Raw genomic sequence first — 15,233 nt, 5'->3', positions numbered from 1 at the left:
GGGCGGTCCCCGGGAAAACCTGCGAGCGCAATCCAAATGGGTGTGGCGCCAATATCTGGGACCGGCGTGGGAATCTCCGCCCCCGGCCGCCGTGCCGTGCAAGGTCGACCCCGAAGGCATGCCTCCGGTCTGGCTGGGCGTCGGCGACGCCGATCCGCTGATCGAGGACTCGTTCCAGTTCGCGAGGCTCCTGCACGAGGCGAAGCGTCCCCACCGCCTGCACGTGTACCCGGGCATGCCGCACGGCTTCACCGTGTATACGCGGCAATCAGACATCGCCGGCAAGGCCATGGCGGATGCCGCCGACTTCGTCGACGCTGCGCTACAGCCGGCCTGACGGCGCGGAGCGGGCCGGCGGCCGAGCCGCGCCCGCACCCGCGAATCTCCTGCTTTCCGGTATGCTTGACGCCCTCAGAACAGGAGACATCCCATGTTCCGCAAATATATTGCCGTTGCCGCGCTGGCGATGGCTGCCGGCGGCGCACATGCGCAGGCCTACCCCTCCAAGCCCATCCATCTTCTGATCCCCTTTCCTCCCGGCGGCGGGACCGACATCCTCTCGCGCCTCATCGCCAACAAGCTCAATGAGAGCGAAAACTGGACCATCGTCGCCGAAAACCGCGCCGGCGCGGGTGGCACCATAGGCATCGCGGCTGCGGTGCGTGCTGCCCCCACCGGCTATGAAATGGTCATGGGCCAGAAGGACAACCTCGTGGTTGCGCCCTGGCTGTACAAGAGCGTGGCCTACGACCCGACGCGCGACCTCGTTGCCGTCGCGCACGTGGGCTACACCCCCATCGTCATCGTCACGCAGGCAGGGTCCCGCTTCAAGACGCTCGCTGACGTCGTGAACGCCGCCAAGGCTGCGCCCGGCTCGGTAACCTACGGCTCCCCCGGCAGCGGCACGACCATTCACCTGGCCGGAGAGATTTTCAAGGACGCCGCCAAGATCGACATCCGCCACATTCCCTACAAAGGCTCGAATGCGGCCATGATGGACGTGCTCGCCGGGAACGTGGACTTGATGGTGTCGTCCGTGCCGTCCGCCATGGCACAGATCAAGACCGGCAAGCTCAGGCCGCTGGCCGTCACCAGTGCCAAGCGCAGCACCTCGCTTCCCGACGTGCCGACCATCGCCGAGCTCGGCTATCCAGGCTTCGACGTGAGTACCTGGTACGGGCTTTTCATGCCTGCAGGATCGCCTCGTGACGCCGTCACCAAGGTCAACGCCGCGGTGAATAAACTCTTGGCCATGCCCGAGACGCGCGCGGCGATCCACGCCCAGGGCGCCGAGGCCCTGGCGATGTCGCCCGAGGAATTCGGCGAACTGCTCAAGACGGACTACCAGAAATGGAAAGGCATCGTGCAGGCGGCGGGCGTGACGGTCGAGTGACCGCCCACGCTGAAGTCGACTGAAACAGTTCCGCAAGCCCGGGACCGCACCTTGCCCAGCGAATACGGTCTACTAACCATGCCAGCCCGAGGCCGGTACAAGCCGGTCGACCGGCGGGCGTATCAGGAGATCGTCATGAAGTACCAACGTTTGCTGGCAAGTATGGTGTTGGGCGCATTCGTCGCTGTTTCCGGATCAGCCTTCGCCCACGACGGGCCGGGCCGAGGGGGTCCGAAAGGCCCCGGCGGCCATGGAGCCCCCATGAGCCACCACGGCGGCCCCGGCAAGCACAAGCCCCCGGGCCATAGGCCTCACGCCGTTCCTCCCGGCCATGTCCACGTCCACGTGCACACCGACCCGCACTATCGGCCCTGGGCAAAAGGCCAGCGTGTCCCGCTGCCGTACCGGGGCCCCCAGTATGTCGTGGTGGACTGGCGCGGCCACCACCTGCCGCCTCCGCCAAAGCACTACCACTGGATCAATGTCGGCGCGGACTATTTCCTGGTCGGCGTTGCCACGGGCATCGTCCTGCAGTCGATACTCGGCCGGTGAGCGGGTCCCGCCCGCACGGCCAGCCGGGCGAGGCCGCGCCTCGCCCTTTCACAGGGGTAGTCCCGCCACGGCATCCTCCACGTCCGCGCCGCGAGCCAGCACCGGTCAATGGTGGCGCAGATAGCCCTGGATGTCGTCGATGACGGGCAGTGCCGCAAGCGTCGCCAGCAATATGGCCAGCGGCACGGTGGACACAAAGCCGAAGTAGGAAAACGAAAGCGCGCCTGCCAGGCCGCCGACGAAGAACAACCCCACCATCGTGCCGAGTATGGCGAGCTTGCTGCGGTCGGCACGCACGAAGTGATCGCGACCGGCATCGGCCGAGACGTTCCAATAGAACAGCTTGCCGAGCTCGATGCCGATGTCGGTCACCATGCCCGTCACGTGGGTGGTGCGGATTTCCGCCCGGGACATCTTGGTGATGATGGCGTTTTGCAGCCCCATGATGTAGCAAAGCAGCATCACGGTAGCGGGAACGGCCAGCCATCGGAATTGCTCCAGGTTACCGCCCAACAGGCCAAAGCACAGCAGCAGCCCGGCTTCGAGCAGCAGTGGCAAGGCGAACTCGCTCGCCAGGTGAGAACGGCGTCCGAAATTGACCAGGACGGCGGAGGTCGCCGCCCCGAGCACAAAAAACAAGAGCGCCGCCAGCCCTTGCAGGAAAACGGCGATCGCGCCCAACGCCAGGTAATCGGCCATGGACGACAAGATGCCGGACATGTGCGAGGTGTACTGCTGTACGGCCAAGAAACCGCCGGCGTTGACGGCGCCGGCAACGAAAGCCAAGTAGTAGGCAAGATGGCGATTTGCCTGCGGGCTGCGCTCGACGGAGGTCAGCCTGCGTAGGTACAACAAGGGCATGATGCGGACCGGAAGAACTATGCTTGGGGCGGCTACCGCGGTGCCGCGCGGAAAACGCTAAAGCATAGATCTTTTTGCCCGCCTCCGCCGGGTCAATTGGTCGTCACCACCCGCAAATCGCCGTGGCGCTCGAGCACGGTCACCACCACTTCGCTGCCTGCACGGCGCAGCGCCACGTCCACCGTTTCATCGCCCAGCGACAGGCGGCGTAACACGACCTCGTCGAGGAATTCAGGCAATACCGGCCGCTCGAAGCGAATTTCGCGTGCGGCAGTATCGAAATCCAATCCTAGGCAGGACTGGATCAGCGACAACGGCGCGGCGGCCGCCCAGGCCTGGGGCGTGCAGGCCACCGGATAAAAGGTCGGGCTTTGGCTGACTCGCCGCGCGAAACCGCAAAAAAGCTCCGGCAGCCGGCGCAGGTCGATATAGGTGGATGCTGCGAACAGCCCCTCGAAAATGCGCGCGGCCTCCCTGCGAAAACCGTAGCGCGCCAACCCGGCGGCGAGCAGCGCATTGTCGTGCGGCCACACCGAACCATTGTGATAGCTCATCGGGTTGTAGCGCCGCTCGGTCGCCGCCACCGTGCGCACTCCCCAGCCCGAGAAGGAGTGTTCGGCCATGAGGGTCGCCGCGACGCTGGGCGCCCGTTCGGGGTAGGCAATGCCCGTCAGCAACGCATGGCCGGCGTTCGACGTGAGGACTCGACAGGGCCGCTTGTCGCCGTCCAGCGCCAGCACATACGTGCCCAAGGCCTCATCGAAGAACGCTTCGTCAAAGCGCGCCCGCAAGGCCTGCGCCTTGGCCGCCTGCTCGGCGGACACCTTGGGGCGGTCCAGCAGGCTCGCGATCCTGGCCGCAGCGCAACGCGCCCCGTAGACATAGGCCTGGACTTCGGCCAGGGCGATCGGCCCCTTGGCCAGCGAGCCATCGGCATGGAACACGGAATCGTGGCTGTCTTTCCAGCCCTGGTTGACCAGGCCATCGGAATTGCGCCGCCCATATTCGACGAAGCCGTCGCCGTCCCGGTCGCCGTACTCGTCCAGCCACTTGAGTGCGGCCTCGATATTGGGCCAGATGCTGCGGATCAGTTGGAGATCCGCCGTGCGAGCGAGGTAGGCCCCGGCCAGCATGACGAACAGCGGGGTGGCATCCACGCTCCCGTAATAGCGGCGGAACGGCACCTCGCCGAGCTCCGCCATTTCCCCATGCCGCACCTCATGCAAGATCTTGCCCGGTTCGGCATCTGCCTGGGGAAGGATGTCAGTGGCCTGGTTGGCGGCCAGGTAGCGCAGGACGCCGCGCGCGATGGCCGGATCGAACCACAAGGTCTCCCATGCCGTGATCAGCGCGTCGCGCCCGAACAGGGTGCTGAACCAGGGAACCCCTGCGTACGGATACGGGCCCTGCGGCGTATCCGTGATCAGCATGTAAAGATCGGACACGCTGCGACGAACGGCTTCATTGAAGATTTCGTTGGAAGTCACCACCGCCGCTGCGCGCGACGACGACGTGCGCAAGGCCCGGTGCGCCTCCCTCAGCGCGACGAAGAAGGCTCTCGGGGGCGGATCGGACGAAGGCGGCGAATCGCACCGCACTTCCATGAAGATGCGGCTCGTGGCGCCGGGTTTCAGCTCCAAGTCGAACGCGGCGCTCTCCTGCGTCAGCTGCGAGGGCCGGGGATAAAAGCGCAACGCCGTATGGCGATGCCGCTTGTCCAAGCCCACGTAGCCGAGCGTCACGCCGTCTTCCTGGAACACGGGCGGCTTGAGCGTGCCGCGCCGCTTCCGGCGTGTGCCGCGCACTTCGAACAAGTCGGCAAAGTCTGCGGCGAAGGCAATTTCCACCCTCACCTTGTGAGGCGCCGTGCTGTAATTGCGCACCATCAGGCGCTCGTAGCATGCGCCGTCCCAGAGAAACCGCGACCGGCGCACGTGAATGAGGTCGTGCTCCAGCACCAGGCGCCCTTCGCTGTCGCAAATGCCGATGTTGGTGAGGTCGCAGGTGAGGATGGCGTTGTCGTCGCGCAGCGTCGAGCTGAGAAGCATGGGACGCGTGCCATCCAGCGTCAGGTACAGATGCGAGAGGTAACGCGTGTCGCGGTGGTAAATGCCTTCCGGGCTGCCCGGCCCGGCCAGCGCGTCGCCGTTGTGGTCGAACACGGCGAAGGTTTCGCCGTGCTTGAGCGTGCGCGGGCGCCGCTCCTGCAACGACGCGCTGGCGGGAATGAAGAATTGGGCAACCGGCGTGGCCGGCCGGACTTCGGCCACCGACACGCGCACTTCTTCGCCGTTGGCTGGCCCACCCATTCTTCTCCTCCCCTTACGCCATCACGCGGAACTCTCCGTCATTGACACCCACTCGCGAGAGTGTGCGCGACTCGCGCCTGCTCTCCACGAGCCGGCGATAGATGGACACATAGTTTTCCGCCATGCGCTCTACCGTGAAGCGGCGCTCGAAGCATTCCCGCACTTGGGCGCGCGGCAACTGATCGATGCGCGCGACGGCCGCGACGGCCTCCTCCATCGATTCGACGATGAAGCCCGAAACGCCGTCTTCGATGATCTCCGGCACGGATCCGCTGCGGAAGGCCACCACCGGCGTGCCGCAGGCCATGGCTTCGATCATGACCAACCCGAACGGTTCCGGCCAATCGATGGGGAAGAGCAGCGCCGAAGCATTGCCGAGGAACTCGGCTTTTTCATGCTCGTTGATTTCGCCGATGAACTCCACGTTCGGGTGCTCGGCCACCATCGGCCCGATCACCTGCTCCCAGTAGGCCTGGTCCGCCTTATCCACCTTGGCCGCGATCTTGAGCGGCAGGCCGGCCGCCGCGGCGATCTGGATGGCGCGGTCGGGACGCTTCTCCGACGATATCCGGCCGAGGAAGGCGAGATATCCCTCCGGATTCGGACGGAATGGCAGCAGGTCCGACGGCAACCCGTGGTAGACGGTGCCAACCCAATTGACCGGCGGCATGGGCTTGCGCTGGTGGTCGGAGATGGACACCAGCGGGAACTGCGCGAAAGCCGTGTAGAAGGGCTTGAGGTCAGGCAGGTCCAGCCGCCCATGGAGCGTGGTCAACGTCCGGTCTGCAATGTCCCGGATCAACGGGAAATGCAGGATGTCGATGTGGAAGTGAAGGATATCGAACTCGTTGGCCAGGCGGCGGACCTGGTCCAGCATCATGACGTGGTAGGGAACGGGATCCCGCACGTCGGGATTCAACCGCAACGCCTGGTCGCAGCATGGCACCAAGGAGGCCGAGGTCACGGAGTCGCCGCTGGCGAACAGCGTCACCTGGTGGCCGCGGCGAACCAGCTCATCGGTCAAGTAGGCAACGACGCGTTCCGTCCCCCCGTACAGCCGGGGCGGACAGCGCTCCATTAGCGGAGCGATCTGGGCAATCTTCATTGGCAAATCCTCCTCGTACAGACGAAGCATTGGCAAACGAACTTGCGTCAGTCGGTTCCACTAAGAAACGTCGGAAATGATAGCGTAGACGGCACCACCTGCGCATGGACGCCGCCAGGCGCCCCCCGGGCCGCGTTGAATGCCTCAGGCGGAGCGGCCCTTGCCGGTTTTTTTCGGCGCCTCGCCGCGCGACGGTGCGCCCTTGCCCAGCAGCAAGTCCGCCCCGTTCATCCGCTCCATCGACGACAACGCGTCGGCATAAGAAAGAAAATGCCGCAGATAAGCCGGCGCGAGCCGTTGCATGAGTTGCAGGGACTGGTGCACAAGGTGGACGGAGTTGAGCGGCCCGGCGTTCTCCGGCACGTTTTGCATGGCTTGCCGAAGCTCGCTTCCTACGCGCAAGCCGGCCCAGAGGCTGCGGAAATACTCGGCTACGTCAGCGCCGCCCGACGCCTGGACGATCGCCGCACGCCCCGCTTCGAGCCGCGCCACGAGATCAGCCACGCCCGCCCGTTCCTGCTTCGCGGCGGCACCGGCGCCCCGTTCGCGCGCAGCGGCTTGGGCAACGGTCGTGCGAGCCTGCGCTTCGTACGCCTCGAGCAGTTGCGCCAGCTTATCCTCCAAGACCCGGCGCGCCTCGCCTGCACTCCCCAGCGCCCGCCGGCTCAAAGACGCGATGAAGTGAAAGCGCACCGGATCGCAACGATCCAGGCCTTGCTCGCGCAGGTGCGCCAGCCTGGCCTCGATGCCGGGAGGAACCGTATCACTCACGATTTTGGGCGCCCGCCTGGCGCGATGAACGTGGCATGGGAGCGATTTCCACCCGCCTGTTGCGCGAACGCCCTTCTTCATCGGTGTTCGGCGCAACGGGATGCTCGGAACCGAATGCGGCGGCGAACACCGATGAGGACGGTATGCCTTCTTCGATCAGCGCCCGAGTCACCGTCAGCGCACGCTGCGCCGACAACTCCCAATTGTCGGCGAAGCGGCGGTTACCTTCAGTGATCTGCAGGTCGTCGGTGAAACCGCTCACCATGATGATTTCATCGCCGGCTTCCAAATAGGCAGCCAGCGGTCCGGCCAAGCTCTTGAGCAGCTGGCGTCCCTCGGGTTGCAGGGCATCGGAGTTCAGCGCAAACAACACGCTGCCACGTATGCCTATGCGCCCGTCGGTCAACGTCACGCGGCCGGCAGCCAGCGGGCCTGCCAGCGCGTGCTCGAGGGCTTCGCGACGCTGCGTCTCTGCCTGGCGCTGCCGGACCTCTTCCTCCAGTTTGACCGAAAGCTCCAGCTGCGTGCCGACCACGCCCACCAAAATCAGTACAAAGGCGCCCAGCATCACCGTCATCAGGTCGCCGAAGACGGCCCAGGCAGGCGCAGCCGGCTCCAGCTCGGATTCGATCTCGTTCGCCATCACGACGCGTCGCCCGCCGGCGTCCGTTGCGCGTCGAGCAAGCGCAGTTCCTCGACGATTTGCTTCTGCGACATCATGCTGAGTTCGATGACGTCCTTGGCCTGCGCAACATAGTAGGCAAGCTGCTCATCGCTGCGGGCCATGGCTTGGCCCAGCGCCTCTTCGATGCGTTGCAGGTGATGCATGAGCTTGTCCGTGGACTCGCTGAAAAGCTTGACGGCATGATCCAAGGATTCGCCCAGGCTGGCCACTTCGGCCGCACTGCCCGTCACCTGCGCCGCGACCGACTCCAGCCTACCGGTTTCGCTGGCGACTTGTTCCGTGAAGCGCGCCCCCACGCGTTCGAGCATTTCCGCCGACGCGCCGACCAGCGCATCCACGGCGGCCCGCTGCTCGGTGCTGGCATGATTGACGGTGTCGAGCAAGCCCGCCACGGTTTGCAGGAGCCGTTCGCGCTCCTCTAGCATGGCATTGTCGCGTTCCATGCTGTCGGACAGCTTCTGGCGCAACTCGCCGATGACCTCGGCGGCGGCACGTGGCGCCTCGGAAGCAGCCTGCACGAGGCGCTCGATTTCCGCGATGGTCGCCCGGGCGGCGGCCTGCGTTTCCGCGGAGACCTGGCCGGCCGCCTGCGCCAACGCTTCGCAGACCTCCTGCTGCCGGAACGTGATCTTCTCCCCGGTTTCCAGCAGCTCGCGCTGCAGGGTACCCGAGAGGTTTTCCAGGGCCTGCGTCCAGGCGGCTTGCCGCGCCTCGTCGCGCGAAGCCAGTTCCGTCCGCAGCGTCTGGTGCGCCTGGCCAACGGATTCCAACAATCCCGCGGCGTGCCGCTCGAAGGCCCCTGCGGCGGCGGACAATACCTGCCCCGTTTCGTCCAGCAACTTCCCGCTGGCTTGCTGGTGACGCTCGAGCGCGCCATCCCAGGCGGCGGCCAGTCGCTGCGCCGCGGCGTCCAGCTGCCCCGCCACCCCGTCGACCAGCCCGGCGGCCCTTCGCTCGAAATGCTCGGCAAAGCCGTCGAGCGAGGCCTGCACGGCCCCTGCCAGCGCTTCGCCCGTGCGGCGATGCTCCTGCAGCGCCTCGTTCCACGCAGTGGAAACCGTCGCGGCCGTCGCATCCAGGCGACCGGCGAGCCCCTCTAGCAGTTCCGAGGCACGCCGCTCGTAGCCCTGTGCAAACCGATCGAACGAGGCGCCGATCTCTCCGGCCAGGGCGGCGCTGGCGCGCTCATGGCCCGCTAGCGAAGCGCCCCAGCGTTCGGACACGGCTGCGGTCATGCGCTCCAGGCGTGCCGAAATATCGTGCACCAGCTCGGTTGAGCGCTGATCGAAACTCGAGGCGAAGCCAGCCAGCGTCGACCCCAATTCACCCGCCAACGCCTGGCCGGCCAGCCGATGTTCGTCCAGGGCGGCGCGCCAAGCCTGGGTTACGGCGGTGGTACCGGCCTCCACGCGCTCCGACAAAGTATCTAGCTGCCGCTGCACGGCCTGGGCGACGGCCTCGCGTAGCTCCGCCGCCTCGCGCGCCAGGCCAGACATGGCGGTCTCGACCGCCGGCTGGATGGCGGCGCCCGCGCGCCGCGCGCCCTCTTCCAGGCTCTCCTTCACGCAGGCCTCGACGGACGCAGCCAGGCGCCGATACTCAGCGTCGACCTTCTCGTGAAAGCGCTCCTGCCCCACCGAGAGCCGTTCGCCCAGGGCCTCATGCTGCCGCGCCAGCGCCTCGGTCATGGCTTCCAAGCGGTCCAGCAGCGCCGGCATCAAGTCCGCCTGGCGCCGGAGCAATTGGTAGGACTCCTCGCGCTGGTGTGCCAGGGAATATGGGCGCAGGGTAGTGGCGATGCGCGTATCGAGCAGCTGGCCGGCCTGTAGCCGCTCGCGCCGGCACAGCGCGGCGAGCAGGCCCAGGGCCGCCGACGCCGCGACACCGGCGACGGAAGTGCCAAAAGCAAACCCCAACCCGCTGACAGGCGCCGCGAGCGAGGCGCGGATGGCCGCAATATCGGTGGCGTTCTCGAGCGCAACGCCGGTTCCCCGCAGCGTCGCCACCATCCCCAAGAACGTCCCGAGCATCCCCAGCAACACCAAGAGGCCCGCGAGATAAGGCGTCAATGCCGGCCCCGGCAGCGCCACCCTCCCCCCTTCGACGCGCAGGCGCACGGCATTGCGCAGGGAGGGATGCAGCCTGTCCAGGAATGCGGCGAGGCTGGGCGGTACGCTTTCGAGCTCTCCCGCCGCCCGCGCCAAAGAGGCCGTGGCACCCTGGAAGCGACGCAGTTCCAGGCCACCCGCCACGTAGAACCCTGCAATGAGCAGGATGATGGTCAGCGCCAGCGGGTTCGACCCAAGATAACCGAAGGCGACCCACGCGACCACCGCCAGGCCCGCCAGGAAAACGACAAAAGATAAGAATCTGCTCATCGAGGCTCGTCAGCTCACGCGAAGGGCCGCGAGCAGCCCTTCGACCGGTTGTAGTCGAAAGTCCAGTTCGGCGAGCAATACGCTCTCCATGTCCTTGCGGAACACGTCCAGCCATGCCGGGGCGGCAGCCTGCGCCCTGCGCCGCAGGCGTCCGAAATGCCCTTCCAGCAGCGACGGGACGGACGCGAGCAAGGTGCGCTCTTGTGCTCCCAGTACCCGCTCCATCACGGCATCCACCGCCGCCAACCTGGCCATTTCCGGGGAAATCGCGGCCAGCCGCGCCCGCAATCGCCCGCGCAGCGCGGCGATCGTCGTTTCCATCATCTGCTGCTTGGACGCGTAGCGCTGGCCGTAGCGGGAATAGTCCTCCTCGACCCCTGGATCGACGGCCGCCGCCGCGCCTCGCCGGGCATTGCCCCGCGGGGGGTGAAGCACCTTGTCCTGCATGATGGAGCGGGCCAGCTCGGCGCGGACCCGCGCGCACTCCTCCTCGGCCGTCTCGGCCGGCAGCGCGGCCGCAGCCGCCATCTTGGCGCCGCCGTTCAAGACCGCGGACAACGCGATCGCGTCGGTCCAGCCGAGCCAAAGGCTCAGGCGCTCGGCAAGCACCTGCCGGGGCTGCGGGACCGGAAGCTCTCCGAGGCGGGCGAGCAAGCGGACGAATGCCGGACCGCTGGCGCCCGTGGGCCGGGACATGTGCACCATGAAACCGGGTTGAAACAAAACCCCGGAGTTTACACGCCCGGACGAGGCGGTCCGGCGCAGGCAGCGTCTCCTACGGTGTACCAGCGGCGTTGCCGCAGGCTTCCCGGATGCTTTGTAACAACGCCCGGACGCTGTCAGGCAATTGCGCACCGCTGCGCGTGGTGATCCCTATCCGGCGCTGCAACCCGTCGAGCGGTACGGCCAACTTGCATAATTGCGCCGCTTCGACTTCGTATTGGAGCTGGTGGGTGGAAAGCACGGTAAGCATGCCCGCCGTGATCAGGAGGCCGCGCACCAGGGCGAGGTCTCCGGTCTCGACGGCCGGCACCGGCGCGGGCTCTCCGTGCGCCGCAAAAAAGGCGCTCAAGGATTCGCGCAGCGGCGTGCCGGGCCGGGAAAGCACCCAAGATTGCCCGCGCAAGTCCGCCAGCCCCAGGCGCTCGCGCCGCGCCAGCGGATGAGTCGTCGCCGCCATGACGCAGAGCTCTTCGGTGAACAACAGTTCGTGGTGCAGTGCCTGGTCGGTATCCGGACGCAGCGCGCCGATGATGAAATCCAGCTTACCGCTCAGCAGGTCGGCGCAGAGCTGTTCGTAAGGGCTCTCCCGGGCGTGTACGCGCAAGTCAGGATGCGCCGCGCGCAGCTTTGCGATGGCTTCAGGCAACAGGCGCGTGCGCGAGAGCGGCAGCGCGCCCACTGCGATCACCCCCGCCATGTTGCCGTCCAGGGCGGCCAAGTCCTGGGCGAGATAGCGCAGCTCCGCCAGTGCCCGGTCGAAACGCATCAGCCAACGCGCCCCCAAGCGCGTCGGCACCATGCCCTGCGGCGTCCGCAGGAACAATTTTTCGCGCAGGGCGGACTCGAGCCGGCCGATCGAGGCGCTGATGGCCGGCTGCGAGACGCCCAGGCGGCGTGCCACCGCGGGCATGTGCCCAGTCTCGCCCAACAGGGAGGCCACCGTCAGGCGGCGCTCGTCAAACAGGCTTTCGACCGCGGCCGCGGTCACCACGGCCCGGTCGTTGCGCGCCGCCTCGTCCAGGACAGAGGCTAGCTCTTCCTCGATCCTGCAATACCTGCCATAAGCCACCCTGCCCGCGGGCGTCGGCAACATCCCGCGGCCGCGGCGTTCGAACAAGGGGGTCCCCAGGCGTTGCTCGAGTTGCGCCACGGCCCGGCTCACGGCTGAAGGCGTACGCAATAGCGTATCGGAAGACGCACGAATCCCGCCGTCGCGCGCCACCGCGGCGACCACACGCAACTCGCGCAGGGTAATGGGAGCGCGGGGATGCACTCCGGACCATGCTTCCTCCATTTCCTCATGATAAACAAAATCGAACACTTGCTTCGTACAACTCAACCCGCCTGGCCGGGTGAGGGGCACAATCTTCCGACGCACCCGGAGCAAAAGATGGACGCCGCATAACAACGCTGCAACAAAGGAGACACTCCAGATGAATCGCTATCCGCATCGGCCACCGCGTCGCAAATTCCTCCAGCTCGCAGCCTCGGCCCCCCTCTTCGCAAGCCAGGCCAGGATCGCGGTGGCGGCCGGCTATCCCCAGCGGCCGTTGACCTTCGTCGTCCCGTTCGGCCCCGGTGGAAACGTAGACAGCGTAGGCAGATTGATGGCCGCGGCCATGGGCCCGGTCTTGGGGCAAACCATCGTCGTGGAAAACCGGGCGGGCGCCGGCGGCAGCGTGGGTGCCGCCCAAGTGGCGCAAGCCGCGCCCGATGGCTACGTGCTCATGGTGGGATCCAACGGTCCGCTCACGGTCAACCCCTTCGTACAGGCGAAGCTGGCGTACGACCCGCTCAAGGACTTTGCGCCCATCGCGTTGGTGGGCTCCGTGCCACACGTACTGCTCGCCAACAACGACCTTCCCGCCAAGACCGTGCAAGAGGCGGCGGAACTCTCCAAGAAGCGGTTCGTGGGCTGCGCGTCCTCAGGAATCGGCAGCGCCACCCACCTCACTCTGGCGCGCTTCAATGCCCAGACCGGCGCCCGGATAGAACACGTGCCTTTCCGGGGCGGCAATACCCTGGTTCCCGCCCTCATCGGCGGCGACGTGCAACTGGCGTCGATGGAGTTCTCGACCGCCCTCCCGCTGCACCAATCGGGACGCGCCCGCATCCTGGCCGTCGCCGGGGAGCGGCGCAGCCCGCTGGCGCCCGACGTGCCGACCTTCATCGAAAGCGGGGTGCCGGGGTTCACGGCCCAGAGCTACGTGGGGCTGCTCGCGCCGGCCCGCGTGCCGGCAGACGTGTTAAACAAACTGGAAGAGGCCGCGAACGCCGCGCTGGACGCCCGGGAACTGGCGGACAAGCTACGTAGCCTGGGCCTGGAGGTCGCCCCGAAGGAACACCGGCGCAGCGCTGGGTTCGCAGCTTTCCTGCAGGCGGAGTACGAACGCTCGGGGCAAGCCGCACGGATAGCGGGAATCCAACCCGAATGAACGGCCTGGACAGAGGCACCGCACCGCAGAGATCTTCTAGTCCAGCCTAGATTCATGTCATCAACGATACCGACGAGAGGAACACATGAGCATTACCCTGGGCATCATTGGATTCGGTGAAGTCGGCGGCATTTTCGGCCGCGGACTGCGCGGCAAGGAGGGCGTGGACGCGGTCTGCGCCTGGGACCTCAAATTTGCCGGCGACGGCGGTGCGGCAGCCCGCAAGGCGGCGGCCGACGACGGCATCGAACCCGTCGACGGGATGGCGGCACTGTGCGGGCGCGCGACGCTGTTGATCTCGGCAGTCACCGCCTCCAATACCTTGGCGGTGGCCGAAGAGGCGGCGCGCCACGTGCGCCCCGGCACCCTGTTTCTGGACCTGAACTCGGCCTCGCCGGGCACCAAGCAGAAAGCCGCCGCCGCGCTCGAGGCGGCCGGCGCGCACTACGTCGAAGCAGGCGTCATGACCTCGGTGCCGCCGTATGGCATCCGCGTCCCGATGCTGCTCGGCGGAGCGCGCGCGGAAAGCCTCGCGGCCACGCTGGCGGGCTGGGGCATGGACGCCAAGCCGGTCTCCACGGAACTGGGCATTGCGTCCGCCATCAAGATGAGCCGCAGCGTCATGATCAAGGGCCTGGAAGCATTGGTGATCGAAAGCTATGCCACGGCACGGCACTATGGCGTGGAGGAGTACGTCCTGCCCACCCTGCAGGAGACCTTTCCCCAGATCGACTGGGAAAAACAAGGCGCCTACTTCTTCAGCCGCGTGGTCAAGCACGGCAAGCGGCGCGCCGAAGAGATGCGCGAAGCCGCACAGACCGTACGCGAAGCCGGCTTCGAGCCGCTCATGGCCAGCGCCACCGCAGAAAAGCAGGATTGGGTGGCGCGCCTGGCCCGCGAGGGCGTGTTCGAAGGCATAGAGGCCAGCTCGCCGTGGCAGGAGTACGCCGACCGCTTGCTCAAGACCATCAAGAAATAAAACAAGCAAAGCGGCGCAAGAGGCGGGGAATGGGGCCCTGCCCCCTTCCCGTCACGGCATCAGCCCCCGCTGCCGCAATATCTGGCGCGCCAGTGCCAGTCGCGCGGCGCCGTCCTCCGGCTTGCGCATGTCCATGTTCAAGGCGAAGAAGTACACCTCTTGGCCCCGCTCCAGATAGCCCACGAACCAGCCGACCTGGTTCGGATCGTCTTCACCCAGCCGGGCCCAACCCGTCTTGCCGCTGAGCCGGTAAGCCTCCGACGCCTCGAGCACAATCGCATCTTTGACCACCTGCACGGACCGTCCGGAGGCATCGAGCTGCCCGCCGTAAAACCGCCACAGGAAGTCCACCTGCTCCAGCGCGGAAATGCGTAGCTCGCCACTCAACCAGAACTGGTCGATGCCGCCGCTGATGTTCCGGTTCCCGTAGCGGAAACGGTCCACATAGTCTTGCATGCGCCGGGCGCCGATCCGTCTCGCGAGCTCCTGGTAGAACCACACGACGGAGTTGGACATCGCCGTAGCCAGCGTATGGGACTGCGCCCAGGCCGGCGGCCACCAGCTTTGGCGGGGATCACGCTTGTCGTCCCAGTTCAGCGCGAAATCCCCGCCACTAGCCACGCCCGTTTCCAGCGCGATCAAGGCGTTCGGAATCTTGTACGTCGAGGCCGGCAGAAAGCCCCTCGCGGCGCGCGCCGCATCGTGGCACGCCAGCCCCCCCGTCCGCCCATCGAGCAATACGAACGCGCCCCGCGCGCCCGCCTGCCGGAAGGCTTCGGCCATGCGGGCGTCCTCCTGGCACTCCGAGGCCGCGGCCGGCCCCGCCATCAAGATCGCCACGCTGCAAAGTGCAGCGCGGCGCAGCAATGCATGCACAAACATGATCGGGCATTTCCTCCTTCTTGCGCCGGGTCGGCCACTTACCTCGTAGGCGACGAGATGAGCGATCAGATAGCCAGTCCCCTCCCGGATTGAATTATTGCAAATATCAAACGATAATGATAATAATTCTTATTATTGTCATGAAATGAGTCTTCCACCG

Annotated in this window: 13 protein-coding genes and 1 pseudogene; 5 read left to right on the top strand and 9 right to left on the bottom strand. The window is 66.4% G+C overall.

Going from position 1 to position 15,233, the window contains the following annotated elements:
* From IRZ12_RS08745 to IRZ12_RS08735, 3 genes are all read left to right on the top strand, one after another.
* Positions 1-337, top strand: a 337-nt coding sequence (locus tag IRZ12_RS08745) for an alpha/beta hydrolase fold domain-containing protein (RefSeq protein WP_296467325.1), incomplete at its 5' end; no start/stop codon positions are given.
* 93 nt (positions 338-430) lie between these two features.
* Entirely contained in the window at positions 431-1,393 is a 963-nt protein-coding gene (locus tag IRZ12_RS08740) for a tripartite tricarboxylate transporter substrate binding protein (RefSeq protein ID WP_296467322.1), read from the top strand.
* Positions 1,394-1,654: 261 nt separating this feature from the next.
* The gene (locus tag IRZ12_RS08735) at positions 1,655-1,945 is read left to right on the top strand and encodes an RcnB family protein (protein WP_296467319.1); all 291 of its coding nucleotides are present in this window, start codon (positions 1,655-1,657) and stop codon (positions 1,943-1,945) included.
* Positions 1,946-2,077: 132 nt separating this feature from the next.
* Here IRZ12_RS08735 and IRZ12_RS08730 read toward each other — a convergent pair.
* The 8 genes and pseudogenes from IRZ12_RS08730 to IRZ12_RS08695 all read right to left on the bottom strand — a co-directional run.
* Positions 2,078-2,806 (bottom strand): annotated as a pseudogene (locus IRZ12_RS08730) (YoaK family protein); the annotation flags it as partial.
* Positions 2,807-2,898: 92 nt separating this feature from the next.
* On the bottom strand, positions 2,899-5,115 hold the full coding sequence (locus IRZ12_RS08725; protein WP_296467314.1) for an amylo-alpha-1,6-glucosidase: 2,217 nt from the start codon (positions 5,113-5,115) through the stop codon (positions 2,899-2,901).
* A gap of 13 nt (positions 5,116-5,128) precedes the next feature.
* On the bottom strand, positions 5,129-6,220 hold the full coding sequence (locus tag IRZ12_RS08720; RefSeq protein WP_296467311.1) for a glycosyltransferase family 4 protein: 1,092 nt from the start codon (positions 6,218-6,220) through the stop codon (positions 5,129-5,131).
* 144 nt (positions 6,221-6,364) lie between these two features.
* Entirely contained in the window at positions 6,365-6,991 is a 627-nt protein-coding gene (locus IRZ12_RS08715; RefSeq protein WP_296467309.1) for a DUF2894 domain-containing protein, read from the bottom strand.
* Positions 6,984-7,634, bottom strand: a complete 651-nt coding sequence (locus IRZ12_RS08710) for an OmpA family protein (protein WP_296467306.1) — start codon at positions 7,632-7,634, stop codon at positions 6,984-6,986. The genes IRZ12_RS08715 and IRZ12_RS08710 overlap by 8 nt, the downstream gene beginning before the upstream one ends.
* Positions 7,634-10,054, bottom strand: coding sequence for a DUF802 domain-containing protein (locus IRZ12_RS08705; RefSeq protein WP_296467302.1), 2,421 nt, complete (start codon positions 10,052-10,054; stop codon positions 7,634-7,636). Before IRZ12_RS08705 ends, IRZ12_RS08710 begins: the two co-directional genes overlap by 1 nt.
* A gap of 9 nt (positions 10,055-10,063) precedes the next feature.
* Positions 10,064-10,759, bottom strand: coding sequence for a DUF3348 domain-containing protein (locus tag IRZ12_RS08700; protein WP_296467301.1), 696 nt, complete (start codon positions 10,757-10,759; stop codon positions 10,064-10,066).
* A gap of 70 nt (positions 10,760-10,829) precedes the next feature.
* Positions 10,830-12,050 (bottom strand): LysR family transcriptional regulator, encoded by a 1,221-nt coding sequence (locus IRZ12_RS08695; RefSeq protein WP_296467298.1) that lies wholly within the window; start codon positions 12,048-12,050, stop codon positions 10,830-10,832.
* Positions 12,051-12,210: 160 nt separating this feature from the next.
* Here IRZ12_RS08695 and IRZ12_RS08690 point away from each other — a divergent pair, with 160 nt between their 5' ends.
* Together IRZ12_RS08690 and IRZ12_RS08685 are read left to right on the top strand one after the other, a co-directional pair.
* On the top strand, positions 12,211-13,212 hold the full coding sequence (locus tag IRZ12_RS08690) for a tripartite tricarboxylate transporter substrate binding protein (protein ID WP_296467295.1): 1,002 nt from the start codon (positions 12,211-12,213) through the stop codon (positions 13,210-13,212).
* Positions 13,213-13,297: 85 nt separating this feature from the next.
* Positions 13,298-14,191 (top strand): NAD(P)-dependent oxidoreductase, encoded by an 894-nt coding sequence (locus IRZ12_RS08685; RefSeq protein ID WP_296467292.1) that lies wholly within the window; start codon positions 13,298-13,300, stop codon positions 14,189-14,191.
* Between the two features lie 51 nt (positions 14,192-14,242).
* Here the strand turns inward: IRZ12_RS08685 and IRZ12_RS08680 are convergent, their stop codons facing one another.
* Positions 14,243-15,073, bottom strand: a complete 831-nt coding sequence (locus tag IRZ12_RS08680; protein WP_296467289.1) for a penicillin-binding transpeptidase domain-containing protein — start codon at positions 15,071-15,073, stop codon at positions 14,243-14,245.
* Positions 15,074-15,233: the final 160 nt, after the last annotated feature.

Origin of the sequence: Pigmentiphaga sp., assembly GCF_019689535.1 — a bacterium.
Classification (GTDB): Bacteria; Pseudomonadota; Gammaproteobacteria; order Burkholderiales; family Burkholderiaceae_B; genus Pigmentiphaga.
This window is presented reverse-complemented; position numbering and strand designations above follow the sequence as displayed.

Bases quoted from the DNA above. Each gene is read 5' to 3' on its own strand.
- IRZ12_RS08710 (WP_296467306.1), bottom strand. From the start codon at position 7,634: ATGGCGAACGAGATCGAATCCGAGCTGGAGCCGGCTGCGCCTGCCTGG.
- IRZ12_RS08680 (WP_296467289.1), bottom strand. From the start codon at position 15,073: ATGTTTGTGCATGCATTGCTGCGCCGCGCTGCACTTTGCAGCGTGGCG.
- IRZ12_RS08740 (WP_296467322.1), top strand. From the start codon at position 431: ATGTTCCGCAAATATATTGCCGTTGCCGCGCTGGCGATGGCTGCCGGC.
- IRZ12_RS08720 (WP_296467311.1), bottom strand. From the start codon at position 6,220: ATGAAGATTGCCCAGATCGCTCCGCTAATGGAGCGCTGTCCGCCCCGG.
- IRZ12_RS08725 (WP_296467314.1), bottom strand. From the start codon at position 5,115: ATGGGTGGGCCAGCCAACGGCGAAGAAGTGCGCGTGTCGGTGGCCGAA.
- IRZ12_RS08705 (WP_296467302.1), bottom strand. From the start codon at position 10,054: ATGAGCAGATTCTTATCTTTTGTCGTTTTCCTGGCGGGCCTGGCGGTG.
- IRZ12_RS08685 (WP_296467292.1), top strand. From the start codon at position 13,298: ATGAGCATTACCCTGGGCATCATTGGATTCGGTGAAGTCGGCGGCATT.
- IRZ12_RS08690 (WP_296467295.1), top strand. From the start codon at position 12,211: ATGAATCGCTATCCGCATCGGCCACCGCGTCGCAAATTCCTCCAGCTC.
- IRZ12_RS08700 (WP_296467301.1), bottom strand. From the start codon at position 10,759: ATGGTGCACATGTCCCGGCCCACGGGCGCCAGCGGTCCGGCATTCGTC.
- IRZ12_RS08735 (WP_296467319.1), top strand. From the start codon at position 1,655: ATGAGCCACCACGGCGGCCCCGGCAAGCACAAGCCCCCGGGCCATAGG.